Here is a 15,415-nt window from a genome sequence, read left to right as displayed (position 1 = left end):
GCTTTATCACAAAAATAAGGCCTTTAAACCATTATTTGTGACCTTCGATTGTAAATTATACCTAAAGAAGGACAGCGATAGCAAGAATCAAAACCTAGTTTAAATACAAATGCCCGGCAAGATTTACGGTCTCACCATTGATATCTACATAATCGAACAGATAATAGTAGGTACCTATTGGAAGGTTTTCTTCTTCGCCCACAGTCGTGCGCCCCTGAGAAATTCCTGAAAACGCATTGCCCACCGTATTATAAGAACGGGTGCTAAAAACCAAAACACCCCATCTATTGTAGATTTGCAAGTTGTTGTCCGGCCGTCTTTCTAGTCCTGTAATAGTCAGAATGTCGTGTACGCCATCTCCGTTTGGAGTGACCACATTATAGATTTCAACTTGATCCTCTTCAACTTCCGGATCTGGATCTAAGTAATCAGGTATCCCATCATTATCCCAATCGTCATTAGCATGGTCCATGTCATTATTAGCGTCTTCTTCTTCGGTTGGTATGCCATCACCATCATCGTCTAAATCCCTGTAGTCCGATTCGTCGTCCCCATCCGTATTCGGCAGGTCGCTTATCGGATTATCGATTTCATCATTGACATCAACATCAAGTTGTTCAATACCCTCGTAATTATCATCTAGACCATCATTATCCTTGTCGGAGCCGATGAAAAAGACGTCAGCCACTCCATCTTGATCATGGTCGTGACCTTCAATAGCATCTAGCACACCATCGTTATCGGAATCGGCGTCCAAATAATCGGGCACATCAACTCCGTCAGTGTTAACCGGATCAATACCAATATCCACACCATTTTCGTAGCTATCGTCCACACCATTGTCATTGACATCTATCAAACTAGGGGCTACATAACCTGAAGTCGTTTGAGCCTCCACATTATCGGGAATACCGTCGTTGTCGCTATCAATATCCAGATAATCCGGATACGAATCGTTGTCCGAGTCCGTGGGGTTGGTCGCTGGATTATTATCCGCATCTTCATTCGAATCTTCCACGGCATCGAGAAGGCCGTCATCATCACTATCTAAGTCGATCGCAACATTCAAATTAGCACTGATAGAAACGACACCATTGCAAAGACTGTTCGTACTCGACACAAATAACCTGTAATCATTGGTGTCTTGTGAACTTGAAACATCGGTTATGGTCAATGTATTTGTATCGGTTCCGGAATGGGTTGTATTATCGCTAAGTACAATCCAACTACCTCCTTCGTCCGTACTGACCTCCCATTGATAAATGAGTCCCGTACCACTTACCAGTGCAGAAAATGTAGCTATGCCACCGACATCGACATTTTGAGCTATAGGTTGTTGATCAATGGCTATGGATTGATCCGGAGTGACCACACGCGGCCGGTTTCCTGTGTATCCGCCCTGGCCCGTGATCAAACCGTCCATATCAACGGCTACTGGAGATGTGCCCAAATACCCGTCATTATCCGAATCTTCGTGACCCGCTTCAGTAACGTCAAGACAAGTATCATTATCACTATCGTCGTCTAAGTGATCTGGTATTCCGTCGCCATCACTATGCTGTTCTTGGCAAGAGGACACGCTAATCGTAAAATCATCGAATACGGAATGGACGACGTTTCCATCACTCTGCTGGTTATAGGTATAAATACGAATGGTATACGAAGTATTCTCTTCTAAATTGAATGAAGAACCAGAAGGAATCAGATTGAAAAATTCGGAAATACCATTAGAAGGATAATGTATTCGAATGTCGGAATACAACTTCATGGAAGTGGCAAAATTATCCTTGGAGATTTCAATGGCGACGTCGTACGAATTACCCACTATAGAGCCACCTGCATTTTGATACCAATTGACACCAATTCTTTCGATTATGGGGTTTATTAAACCTGCTGCCGTGGTAAAACCGACTTCGACGTACTCGTTTTGTGCTATCGCCTCGTCATAGGTGTTCGCCTCCATGTTCGTTAATTGTAATTCGGAACTGGGGGAGTTACCAGTTATACCGATGCCAGTACTGACATCCGTAGTGGCGGTAATCAGCCAATTTGTAATAGCGGGATTTTGAACGAAATCATTTGTTCGCGTACCTGCCGGAGTATTGAACTCCCATGCAAAGTACTCATTATCAATACATTCAATTCCTTCATTCGCATCTAAAATACCGTCATTATCATCATCTAAATCCGTTTTATCATCGATGATATCAAGGTCACTATCAAAGGCGACCGTCATATAAACGGCTGCGGTATCAGTGCTGCCAACGGCATCTGTAATTTCATAGGTAAAGAAATCCGTTCCGATAAAATCGGCATTAGGACTGTAGGCAAAAAAATCGTCGAACGGGTCACCTGGAGTACTATTATCATTCAACACAATACTGCCGTTTACCGGAGAAGTAAAATTGGTAATTGCGCCAGCCAATCTTGGGCCGGCACTACCGAAATTATCATTATCAAGAACGCTAATGGCATTATTTGTTGAATTTTGGGCGACATTTATCGTATCAAAAATCGCTTCTAGTCGAATGACTATTACTGCTGTTCCTGTATCGCAGACCGAAGTATTTGGGGCTGGGAGACAAACCTCGTACTCGAAGGTATCATTGCCCGTAAAACCTGGATTGGGAATATAATTAAAAGTACCATCGGCATTAAAAGTAAGCGCACCATGCGTAGGACCCGAGATCAAGTTATAGGTACTTCCCGAAGGGACTAGGTCGTTTTCGGCAATATCACCGTTCCCTTCGCGATCCAATTTGATTTCAAGGCTATCATCCTCGGCATACGTTTGCATCAAAAAGAACTTTCCATCACCATGATCTGTCGTTGCTCCTAAATATCTGATAGAAGTAATCGTAGAGCCGACGGGAGCCAAATCTGAAAGATGATAAAGTGCAATACCGATTATCTGGTTGTTTTCGTTATTTCGTCCACTACTCCAATAATCACTATTCGAACTCGGAGGTGCTTGAGGGCGTATGCCGGTCAAATTACCTTGATTTCGCACAAAAGTAGTCCCTAAAAGCTGTTCAGATCCTCCACCTGCTGGGATTCCATATAGTTCAATGTACATACAATTGTTACCGCCCCGTTCCGTAATAGCGATAACCCCATCAGGATTCGAAGGTATTCCCGGTAGGTATCGAATGGTCTGTATCTGGGCATTCGTGGTGGCAACGGCCGAATAGTCGTTGCAAAAATTGTCACCTGCACTGTTGGATTGAAAATAATGATTGAGATTCAGTGATTGATAGGCGTCCAAGGCATCCGAAATCCAGTCCGGGTCATCACTTCCACTTGTAGATTGAGTTCCGTTTATCCAAATATTGTTTTGATTATCACCTCCTGGTCCCAACCGGGTCATTTCATACGAGGTTGGAACTACAAAGGTCGTATAATCAGAACCATTGATATTGATCGACTGTAAGGTAGCAGGATCGCTAAGCGCAGATTGGGTGTCAGCCCAATTGAAAGTCACCCCTGTACGTATTGAACTGGCCTGACTTATGCATTTAGTCGTGAATACAAAAAATACAATTGCGAAAATATAGGTTTTAAAATATGATCGCGTATTTAGGTTAGGTATCGGAATGCGTTTGGGGGGCATATACTTTTTCTTGTTGAGAAATTTACGTCATACGAACTTTTAGTATAAGATTTCTAAAAGAACCTGGGCGATTTCATTTGACCTTTGGTCTTTATAAAATCATACCTTAAAATGACCTCGAAAGATCCATCGTTAAAAGCGGCACTCCCTAATTCAGTGACCTCACGGTCATAGGCCATGCCTATCAGAAAGCCTTCACTTATATTAAAACCTACCATACCACTAACGGCCGCATCCCATCGATAAGCTGCACCAACAATAAACTTATCATTCAACATAAAATTAGCGGACACATCGACCTGTAAGGGTGCACCTTGAACCATTTTCGTAAGCAAGGTGGGCTTAAATTTCACAAACGGACTTAAATCCCATACATATCCGGTAATGAAGTAAAAGTTCATTCGCTCTTTGGCGGTAGCCAATAAACTTCCATCAAAGTGAGAGGTCTGTAAAAAACGCGGTACGGAAAGGCCTGCGTAAAAATGTTCGTTATGATAATATACTCCGGCACCAAAATTCGGTGAGAACCTATTATCAATATCGGTCTGTAGGGATATATCAGGTGCAAATTGATTCAGCTCGGAGAAACGAACATCCAATAAATGACCACTAGCCTTAAGACCAAAGCTCAATCTCCCTTCGGTAGAAGTATATAAAGTATACGAAAAATCGATATCGAAATTAGTCTCCGATGTTGGACCTATTTTGTCATTAACAACAGACAAGCCCAATCCGACGCCCCTATATCCTACTGGTGAATGTATGTTAAAGGTCTGTGTGGTAGGAGCGCCATCAAGACCGATCCATTGTGACCGATGAAGGGCGGCGATACTCAGATGTCCTCTTGATCCGGCATATCCAGGATTGACACTCACCGTGTTATACATATATTGCGTATACTGAGCATCTTGCTGAGCATAAAGAGAGGCATTTGCAAGAACTACCAAAAAGAAAAGCTTTGTGATAGGCAGGTGGGCACCTTGCAAATGTCGTTTTAAGAATGCCATAGTTTAGTCGTTATCTATTTAAGTACAGGTAACCAGATAATGTTTTGGTTGCACCGGTTGTATCTTCATAATCCAAAATATAGAAGTAGGTACCTACCGGAAGGTCTCGCTCTGAGGCAATGGTTACTCTTCCCGTAGAACTACCATCAAAAACATTTCCTTCTGTATTATAGGCGTTGGTCGTATACACCAACACTCCCCATCTATTGTAAATTCTAATAGTGTTATCTGGGAAGTTTTCCAACCCATTAATAGTCAACACATCATGTACGCCGTCCCCATTGGGTGTTATAACGTTAAAAACTTCGATTTCGTCTTCTAGACCGTTAGGTTCTAGATAATCAGGAATACCGTTATCATTGCTGTCATCATTGGCATAGTTTCCATCCGTATTTATATCTTCATCCGTAGTTTCTATACCATCGTCATCATCATCTGTATCCCGATAATCAGATTCTTCATCACCATCCGTATTCGGCAATGTGTTGTACGGATCATCGATTTCATCATTGACGTCCTGATCGATTTGAGTCACCCCTTCATAGGAATCATCTAACCCATCAGAATCCTTATCCGATCCGATGTAAGTCACATCTGGAATACCATCTTGATCAATATCATGAGCTTCAATATTATCAGGAACGTTATCGTTATCACTATCATCGTCCAAGTAATCGGGCAAGAGATCCCCGTCGGTATCCACTGGGAAAATTCCAAGGTTGCCATTTGTTTCGTAAGCATCATCAAGTCCATTGGCGTTCGTATCTTGTCCACTAGGAGCAATGTAATCGGCCGTTGTTTGGGCCTCTACATTATCAGGAATACCATCGTCATCACTATCAATATCCAAGTAGTCCGGGATTCCATCATTATCCGAATCGGTTGGTTCGGTAGCAGGGTCACCATCTCCATCGAGGTTGAGATCTTCAAAACTATCTACAATTCCATCATCATCAGCATCTAAATCAATGGCGTCAGTTACCACTACGCTGACATTTCCGGTACTACAATTTCCAAGGGAGTCACAAATGGTATAAGTAAAGGTATCCGTACCTACAAAACCGGTATTCGGTGTGTAGGTGACACTATCATCCGATGGGTCGTTTGGCGTACCGTTGTCATTAACAACGACTGTTCCGTCAGTCGGATTTGTTGTGGTCAAAGTACCTGCGGATGGCACGTCGTTGTCATTTGCCAAGATATCAATGTCAACCGGGCTATCTTCCGATGTAGCCACTGAATCGTCAATTGCATCAACAATAGGTAAGACATCAATAGTAACCGTCGCGGTACTACAATCACCAAAAGTATTGCAGACGGTATAATCGAAGGAGTCAGGTCCGTTATAATCAGGATTTGGAACATACGTAACGACGTCATCCGTGGGATCATTAGGCGTACCATTGTTATCAACGCTAACTGTTCCATTTGATGGATTGGTCGTTGTCAATGTACCTACTGAAGGCAAATCGGAATCGTTCCCATAGATATCGACCACTGTGGAGACATCTTCATCCGTGGTCACAATATCATCTACCAGCGTAGCGGATTCATCTATACATACAACGGTAAAACTGGGAAGGTTTTTACTGTTACCTGCTTTGGTGATAGTAGCCATATAACGTTCCACTGTTTGTGTTGCGATTACGGTAGGTCTCGTCTGATCCCCAGGAAGTGGAGGTGTCCAAGTCAACGTAGCTCCAGAAGGAACCGTATTCGCGGAAATGTCAAGGGTCACCTCATTGAATGGGGAATTACAATTCGTTACGATGAAGTAACTTGTAGCGTTGTTTCCACATAAAGTTCCATCGTAGGTAGCGAAATACACGCCTTGGTTATTGACTTCCAAAAAGAAATCCGTACCCAATACTGTGCTGGTATCCTGTGCTTCATACCATCGATAGTTGGTTTCATCTCCACTATTTGGAGCCTGAAGCAAGAATTGCGCAGTTGAAATTGTAGTCCCCAATATCGTGAACACAATACTGAGGATGAGTTTTTTATATGTGGGAATACTTTTCAAATCGATTTGGGTCGGTTTACACATTATTACTTCACAACGAAAACAACGTTGATCAATGAATTATAATCTGCCGGTTGGCCTATAATGGTATAGGTCAAAACTCCAGCAGGTGTTATACTCATGGTACCCGTGTTGAACACAGAAGGATCAGCCAATGTAACGTGATAGTCTAATTCCGAAGCTAAGTATGTTGGAATTGTACCCCCACTACTTACTACCGGCGAACCGAATTGTGCAATGTATTGTGCATACAGATCAATTGAAAATGTACCATTCGTGGAAGCATCGATTTCGATAGAAGGCGGGTAAAAGACTTTTGATGCCCTTAAGGAATTCACTTGTCTTAGGTTTCCATTGGCATCTGCTGTGACCAATTCATCGGTATCGGCACTTGCCGGAAGGGTTCTCACTCTAGCACTACCATTAACATCAAGTTCTGTTGAGGGGGAGTCCGTACCAATACCTACTCTATTGTCATCGCCACTTACCACCAAGGTATTGGCATCAAAGTTTAAGTCAAAGGCCCCTTGTGTAACTGCTCTATTAGCTGTTAATGTTCCGTCGGAATTATAGATATTCGTATCCAAATCTGAAAGGTCCACTGTTACTGGAGCGGCGCCATCGTCCTCAAGGGATATGGCCAGTTCATTAGTACCTGAATTGAAGGTCAATGCGTCGACCGTCTGGTCATCCGTGCTCACCCCGCTGATATCTACTGTTACCGGGGCCGCACCATCGTCCTCAAGGGATATGGCCAGTTCGCCCGTTCCGGCGTTAAATGTTAGTCCATCTACTGTTTGATCATCGGTATCCGTATCCAAGGCGGATAGGTCTACCGTTACGGGAGCCGCACCATCGTCCTCAAGGGATATGGCCAGTTCTCCTGTTCCGGCATTAAATGTCAGGCCGTCTACTGTTTGATCGTCGGTATCCGTATCCAAGGCGGATAGGTCTACCGTTACGGGAGCTGCACCGTCATCCTCTAGGGATATGGCCAGTTCGCCCGTTCCTGCGTTAAAAGTTAATGCGTCTACTGTTTGATCGTCGGTATCGGTATCCAAGGCGGATAGGTCCACCGTGACCGGAGCGGCGCCATCATCTTCCAAGGAGATCCCCAGTTCACCGGTTCCAGCGTTGAAGGTCAGGGCGTCGACCGTCTGGTCGTCCGTACTTACCCCACTGATATCCACCGTTACCGGAGCTGCACCATCGTCCTCAAGGGATATGGCCAATTCGCCGGTACCTGCGTTAAATGTCAATCCGTCTACTGTTTGATCGTCGGTATCCGTATCCAAGGCGGATAGGTCCACCGTTACGGGAGCGGCTCCGTCATCTTCCAAGGAGATTCCGAGTTCACCGGTTCCAGCGTTGAAGGTCAGGACGTCTACTGTTTGATCGTCCGTGCTCACCCCACTGATATCGACCGTTACCGGGGCCGCGCCATCGTCCTCAAGGGATATGGCAAGTTCGCCCGTTCCGGCATTAAATGTAAGGCCGTCGACCGTTTGGTCATCGGTATCCAAAGCGGAAATATCTACGGTTACGGGAGCGGCTCCATCATCTTCCAAGGAGATCCCGAGTTCACCGGTTCCAGCGTTGAAGGTCAGGCCGTCGACCGTTTGGTCATCGGTATCCAAAGCGGAAATATCCACGGTTACCGGAGCGGCGCCATCATCTTCCAAGGAGATTCCGAGTTCACCGGTTCCCGCGTTGAAGGTCAGGGCGTCGACCGTTTGGTCGTCCGTGCTCACACCGCTGATATCGACCGTTACCGGAGCTGCACCATCGTCCTCAAGGGATATGGCCAATTCGCCGGTTCCGGCGTTAAAAGTTAATGCGTCTACTGTTTGATCGTCGGTATCGGTATCCAAGGCGGATAGGTCCACCGTTACGGGAGCGGCGCCATCATCTTCCAAGGAGATCCCGAGTTCACCGGTTCCCGCGTTGAAGGTCAGGCCGTCCACAGTTTGGTCGTCCGTGCTCACCCCACTGATATCCACCGTTACAGGGGCCGCACCATCGTCCTCAAGGGATATGGCCAGTTCGCCCGTTCCGGCATTAAATGTCAGTCCGTCGACCGTTTGGTCATCGGTATCCAAGGAGGATAGGTCCACCGTTACGGGAGCGGCGCCATCATCTTCCAAGGAGATCCCGAGTTCACCGGTTCCGGCGTTGAAGGTCAGGCCGTCGACCGTCTGGTCGTCCGTACTTACCCCACTGATATCCACCGTTACCGGAGCTGCACCATCGTCCTCAAGGGATATGGCCAGTTCTCCTGTTCCGGCGTTAAATGTCAATCCGTCTACTGTTTGATCGTCCGTGCTCACACCGCTGATATCAACCGTTACGGGAGCTGCACCGTCATCCTCTAGGGATATGGCCAGTTCGCCCGTTCCGGCATTAAATGTCAGTCCGTCGACCGTTTGGTCATCGGTATCCAAGGAGGATAGGTCCACCGTTACGGGAGCGGCGCCATCATCTTCCAAGGAGATCCCGAGTTCACCGGTTCCGGCGTTGAAGGTCAGGCCGTCGACCGTCTGGTCGTCCGTACTTACCCCACTGATATCGACCGTTACCGGGGCCGCGCCATCGTCCTCAAGGGATATGGCCAGTTCGCCCGTTCCGGCATTAAATGTTAGTCCATCTACTGTTTGGTCGTCCGTATCCAAAGCGGATAGGTCCACCGTTACCGGAGCGGCTCCGTCATCTTCCAAGGAGATCCCCAGTTCACCGGTTCCGGCGTTGAAGGTCAGGCCGTCGACCGTTTGGTCGTCCGTACTTACCCCACTGATATCGACCGTTACCGGAGCTGCACCATCGTCCTCAAGGGATATGGCAAGTTCACCGGTTCCGGCATTAAATGTTAGTCCATCTACTGTTTGATCATCGGTATCCGTATCCAAGGCGGATAGATCCACCGTTACAGGGGCCGCACCATCGTCCTCAAGGGATATGGCCAGTTCGCCCGTTCCGGCATTAAATGTCAGGCCGTCGACCGTTTGGTCATCGGTATCCAAGGAGGATAGGTCTACCGTTACGGGAGCGGCGCCATCATCTTCCAAGGAGATCCCGAGTTCACCGGTTCCGGCGTTGAAGGTCAGGCCGTCGACCGTTTGGTCGTCCGTGCTCACCCCACTGATATCCACCGTTACAGGGGCCGCACCATCGTCCTCAAGGGATATGGCCAGTTCGCCCGTTCCGGCGTTAAATGTCAGTCCGTCTACTGTTTGATCATCGGTATCGGTATCCAAGGCGGATAGGTCCACCGTTACGGGAGCGGCGCCATCATCTTCCAAGGAGATTCCGAGTTCACCGGTTCCAGCATTGAAGGTCAGTCCGTCGACCGTTTGATCGTCCGTGCTCACACCGCTGATATCCACCGTTACCGGGGCCGCGCCATCGTCCTCAAGGGATATGGCCAGTTCTCCTGTTCCGGCGTTAAATGTCAATCCGTCTACTGTTTGATCATCGGTATCCGTATCCAAGGCGGATAGATCCACCGTTACAGGGGCCGCACCATCGTCCTCAAGGGATATGGCCAGTTCGCCCGTTCCGGCGTTAAATGTCAATCCGTCTACTGTTTGATCATCGGTATCCGTATCCAAGGCGGATAGGTCTACCGTTACGGGAGCCGCACCATCGTCCTCAAGGGATATGGCCAGTTCTCCTGTTCCGGCGTTAAATGTCAATCCGTCTACCGTTTGATCGTCCGTGCTCACACCGCTGATATCAACCGTTACGGGAGCTGCACCGTCATCCTCAAGGGATATGGCCAGTTCGCCCGTTCCAGCGTTAAAAGTCAATGCGTCTACTGTTTGATCGTCGGTATCGGTATCCAAGGCCGATAGGTCCACCGTTACCGGAGCGGCGCCGTCATCTTCCAAGGAGATCCCGAGTTCACCGGTTCCCGCGTTGAAGGTCAGTCCGTCGACCGTTTGATCGTCCGTGCTTACCCCGCTGATATCGACCGTTACCGGGGCCGCGCCATCGTCCTCAAGGGATATGGCCAGTTCTCCCGTTCCGGCGTTAAATGTCAATCCGTCTACTGTTTGGTCATCGGTATCCGTATCCAAGGCGGATAGGTCCACCGTTACCGGAGCGGCTCCGTCATCTTCCAAGGAGATCCCGAGTTCACCGGTTCCCGCGTTGAAGGTCAGGCCGTCCACTGTTTGGTCGTCCGTGCTCACCCCACTGATATCCACCGTTACCGGAGCTGCACCATCGTCCTCAAGGGATATGGCCAATTCGCCGGTACCTGCGTTAAATGTCAGGCCGTCGACCGTCTGGTCGTCCGTGCTCACCCCACTGATATCGACCGTTACCGGAGCCGCACCGTCGTCCTCAAGGGATATGGCCAATTCGCCCGTTCCGGCGTTAAAAGTTAATGCGTCTACGGTTTGATCGTCGGTATCGGTATCCAAGGCGGATAGGTCCACCGTTACCGGAGCGGCTCCGTCATCTTCCAAGGAGATCCCCAGTTCACCGGTTCCGGCGTTGAAGGTCAGGCCGTCGACCGTTTGGTCGTCCGTGCTTAGTCCGTTTCCATCTACCAATACCCAATCGGTTCCGTTCCATTGCATGATCTGTCCGACGGCAGTACCATCGGCTACATTTTCCAATTGCACCGCATTGTCCGCCAATTCGGCATTCGTGATTCCATCCGCTGCTACATCCAGTGTATATGGACTCACTGTGGAACCAGCACCTGAGCGTACCAAAGTACCATCGGTTCCATTAACCACTTCATTACCGATGACACCATCATTTTCAGTTACGGTTACCGATCCAAGATCTACCAAGGTCCAGTCCGTACCGTCCCATTGGATTACCTGGCCCGTGGCCGTACCATTGGCGATATTCTCCAATTGGACCGCATCGTCGGCGATCTCGGCATTGGTTATCCCGTCGGCGGCTACGTCCAAAGTAAAGGGGTCCCCGGCAGTACCCGCACCCGATCGGGTCAAGGTAGCGTCCGTACCGTTCACTACTTCGTTACCGATAATCGCATCGGCATCGTCCACGTTCAAGGTAATATCGTTTCCACCGGAAATCGAAATATCACCAGCCGTACCATCTGTCGAGAGGGTCTGGTTGTCCGTATCCAAAGCGGATAGGTCCACCGTTACCGGAGCGGCTCCGTCATCTTCCAAAGAGATTCCGAGTTCACCGGTTCCAGCATTAAAGGTCAGTACATCTACTGTTTGGTCATCGGTATCCGTATCCAAAGCGGAAAGGTCCACCGTTACCGGAGCGGCGCCGTCATCTTCCAAGGAGATCCCGAGTTCACCGGTTCCCGCGTTGAAGGTCAGGCCGTCGACCGTTTGGTCGTCCGTGCTCACACCGCTGATATCGACCGTTACCGGGGCCGCGCCATCGTCCTCAAGGGATATGGCAAGTTCACCGGTACCTGCGTTGAAGGTCAATCCGTCTACTGTTTGATCGTCCGTGCTCACACCGCTGATATCAACCGTTACGGGAGCTGCACCGTCATCCTCTAGGGATATGGCCAATTCGCCGGTACCTGCGTTAAATGTCAATCCGTCTACTGTTTGGTCGTCCGTATCCAAAGCGGAAATATCTACGGTTACGGGAGCGGCTCCATCATCTTCCAAGGAGATCCCGAGTTCACCGGTTCCCGCGTTGAAGGTCAGGGCGTCGACCGTTTGGTCATCGGTATCCAAAGCGGAAATATCCACGGTTACCGGAGCGGCTCCGTCATCTTCCAAGGAGATCCCGAGTTCACCGGTTCCCGCGTTGAAGGTCAGGCCGTCCACAGTTTGGTCGTCCGTGCTCACACCGCTGATATCCACCGTTACAGGGGCCGCACCATCGTCCTCAAGGGATATGGCCAGTTCGCCCGTTCCGGCGTTAAATGTCAATCCGTCTACTGTTTGGTCATCGGTATCCGTATCCAAAGCGGATAGGTCCACCGTTACGGGAGCGGCGCCATCATCTTCCAAGGAGATCCCGAGTTCACCGGTTCCGGCGTTGAAGGTCAGGGCATCGACCGTCTGGTCGTCCGTGCTCACCCCACTGATATCGACCGTTACCGGGGCCGCACCGTCGTCCTCAAGGGATATGGCCAATTCGCCCGTTCCGGCGTTAAAAGTTAATGCGTCTACGGTTTGATCGTCGGTATCGGTATCCAAGGCGGATAGGTCCACCGTTACGGGAGCGGCTCCGTCATCTTCCAAGGAGATCCCGAGTTCACCGGTTCCGGCGTTGAAGGTCAGTCCGTCGACCGTTTGATCGTCCGTGCTTAGTCCGTTTCCATCTACCAATACCCAATCGGTTCCGTTCCATTGCATGATCTGTCCGACGGCAGTACCATCGGCTACATTTTCCAATTGCACCGCATTGTCCGCCAATTCGGCATTCGTGATTCCATCCGCTGCTACATCCAGTGTAAAAGGAGAAACCGTAGTACCTGTTCCGGAACGTACCAAAGTACCGTCCGTACCATTAACCACTTCATTACCGATGACACCATCATTTTCAGTTACGGTTACCGATCCAAGATCTACCAAGGTCCAGTCCGTGCCGTCCCATTGGATCACCTGGCCCGTGGCCGTACCATTGGCGATATTCTCCAATTGGACCGCATCGTCGGCGATCTCGGCATTGGTTATCCCGTCGGCGGCTACGTCCAAAGTAAAGGGGTCCCCGGCAGTACCCGCACCCGATCGGGTCAAGGTAGCGTCCGTACCGTTCACTACTTCGTTACCGATAATCGCATCGGCATCGTCCACGTTCAAGGTAATATCGTTTCCACCGGAAATCGAAATATCACCAGCCGTACCATCTGTCGAGAGGGTCTGGTTGTCCGTATCCAAAGCGGATAGGTCCACCGTTACCGGAGCGGCTCCGTCATCTTCCAAGGAGATTCCGAGTTCACCGGTTCCAGCATTAAAGGTCAATGCATCTACTGTTTGGTCATCGGTATCCGTATCCAAAGCGGAAAGGTCCACCGTTACCGGAGCGGCGCCGTCATCTTCCAAGGAGATCCCGAGTTCACCGGTTCCCGCGTTGAAGGTCAGGGCATCGACCGTTTGGTCGTCCGTGCTCACACCGCTGATATCCACCGTTACAGGGGCCGCACCATCGTCCTCAAGGGATATGGCCAGTTCTCCCGTTCCGGCGTTAAATGTCAATCCGTCTACTGTTTGATCGTCGGTATCCGTATCCAAAGCGGATAGGTCCACCGTTACCGGAGCGGCTCCGTCATCTTCCAAGGAGATCCCGAGTTCACCGGTTCCCGCGTTGAAGGTCAGGGCGTCGACCGTTTGGTCGTCCGTGCTTACCCCACTGATATCCACCGTTACCGGGGCCGCACCATCGTCCTCAAGGGATATGGCCAGTTCTCCTGTTCCGGCATTAAATGTAAGGCCGTCGACCGTTTGGTCATCGGTATCCAAAGCGGAAATATCTACGGTTACGGGAGCGGCTCCGTCATCTTCCAAGGAGATCCCGAGTTCACCGGTTCCCGCGTTGAAGGTCAGGCCGTCGACAGTCTGGTCGTCCGTACTTAGTCCGTTTCCATCGATCAATACCCAATCGGTTCCGTTCCATTGCATGATCTGTCCGACGGCAGTACCATCGGCTACATTTTCCAATTGCACCGCATTGTCCGCCAATTCGGCATTCGTGATTCCATCCGCTGCTACATCCAGTGTAAAAGGGTCCCCGGCGGTACCCGCACCCGATCGGGTCAAGGTCGCATCCGTACCATTGACCACTTCATTTCCTATAACACCGTCTACTTCAGTCACTGTTACGGAACTTAAATCAATAAGGACCCAATCCGTCCCGTCCCACTGGATCACCTGGCCCGTGGTCGTACCATTGGCGATGTTCTCCAATTGGACCGCATCGTCGGCGATCTCGGCATTGGTTATCCCGTCGGCGGCTACGTCCAAGGTAAAAGGGTCTCCTGAGGTTCCTGTACCCGATCGGGTCAAGGTCGCGTCCGTACCGTTCACTACTTCGTTGCCTGTTACAGCATCTGCATCACGGATATCGATATCCGTGGTACCACCGTCAACTAAAGCAATACGAACTGTTTCATTTGGCGTTACCACACTACTACTGATGTCCTGGGTATCCGTATCCAGTACACTACCATCTACCAAAATCCAATCGGTACCGTTCCACTGCATGATTTGGCCTACGGCCGTACCATCGGCTACATTTTCTAACTGTACCGCATTATCCGCCAATTCGGCATTCGTGATTCCGTCAGCGGCTATATCCAGGGTAAAGGGGTCTCCTGTGGTTCCTGCACCCGATCGGGTCAAGGTCGCGTCCGTACCGTTCACTACTTCATTTCCTATTATACCGTCTATTTCAGTTACCGTAACCGAACTTAAATCAATAAGGACCCAGTCTGTGCCATTCCATTGGATTACTTGACCTGAGGCCGTACCGTCAGCAATATTTTCCAACTGTACCGCATCGTCGGCCAGTTTCGCGTTGGTCACCGCATCGGGACCCAGTTTGGCCGTTACGATGGAGAGGTCCTCCACCTTGAAAGGGTCCGCCGCCGTACCTATGCCCGTGATGGTCACCTGGTCGGCGATAGACTCGAAGGAATCGCGCGATACCCATGCCACCGTTCCGGTCGCATCAGTCACCAGTACCTGGTTGTTGCCGCCAGAGGAAATATCTCCGGTCAGGATCGTTCCGTCAAGTATCTTGTTCGTATCCACCGAACCATCGGCCAGGTCTTCGTTGATGATCGTTCCGTTCAATATGTTCTCGGTCCGTACCGCATCGTCG

At 49.4% G+C, this 15,415-nt stretch carries 4 protein-coding genes; all 4 read right to left on the bottom strand.

Annotated features, from left to right (window positions below):
• Positions 1-94 precede the first annotated feature (94 nt).
• Entirely contained in the window at positions 95-3,481 is a 3,387-nt protein-coding gene (locus ACKWCA_RS21965) for a T9SS type B sorting domain-containing protein (RefSeq protein ID WP_413980397.1), read from the bottom strand.
• 182 nt (positions 3,482-3,663) lie between these two features.
• Positions 3,664-4,617 carry a PorP/SprF family type IX secretion system membrane protein gene (locus ACKWCA_RS21960; RefSeq protein ID WP_413980396.1) on the bottom strand — a complete coding sequence of 318 codons (954 nt, stop codon included), beginning with the start codon at positions 4,615-4,617 and terminating at the stop codon, positions 3,664-3,666.
• A gap of 10 nt (positions 4,618-4,627) precedes the next feature.
• A complete protein-coding gene (locus ACKWCA_RS21955) occupies positions 4,628-6,664 on the bottom strand; it encodes an Ig-like domain-containing protein (protein WP_413980395.1) in 2,037 nt (678 codons plus the stop codon).
• A 2-nt stretch (positions 6,665-6,666) separates the two neighbouring features.
• On the bottom strand, positions 6,667-15,387 hold the full coding sequence (locus ACKWCA_RS21950) for a beta strand repeat-containing protein (protein WP_413980394.1): 8,721 nt from the start codon (positions 15,385-15,387) through the stop codon (positions 6,667-6,669).
• Positions 15,388-15,415 lie beyond the last annotated feature (28 nt).

Origin of the sequence: Maribacter corallii (assembly GCF_047345415.1) — a bacterium.
In the GTDB taxonomy this organism is placed as follows: Bacteria; Bacteroidota; Bacteroidia; order Flavobacteriales; family Flavobacteriaceae; genus Maribacter_C.
This window is presented reverse-complemented; position numbering and strand designations above follow the sequence as displayed.

Bases quoted from the DNA above. Each gene is read 5' to 3' on its own strand.
- ACKWCA_RS21960 (WP_413980396.1), bottom strand. From the start codon at position 4,617: ATGGCATTCTTAAAACGACATTTGCAAGGTGCCCACCTGCCTATCACA.
- ACKWCA_RS21955 (WP_413980395.1), bottom strand. From the start codon at position 6,664: ATGTGTAAACCGACCCAAATCGATTTGAAAAGTATTCCCACATATAAA.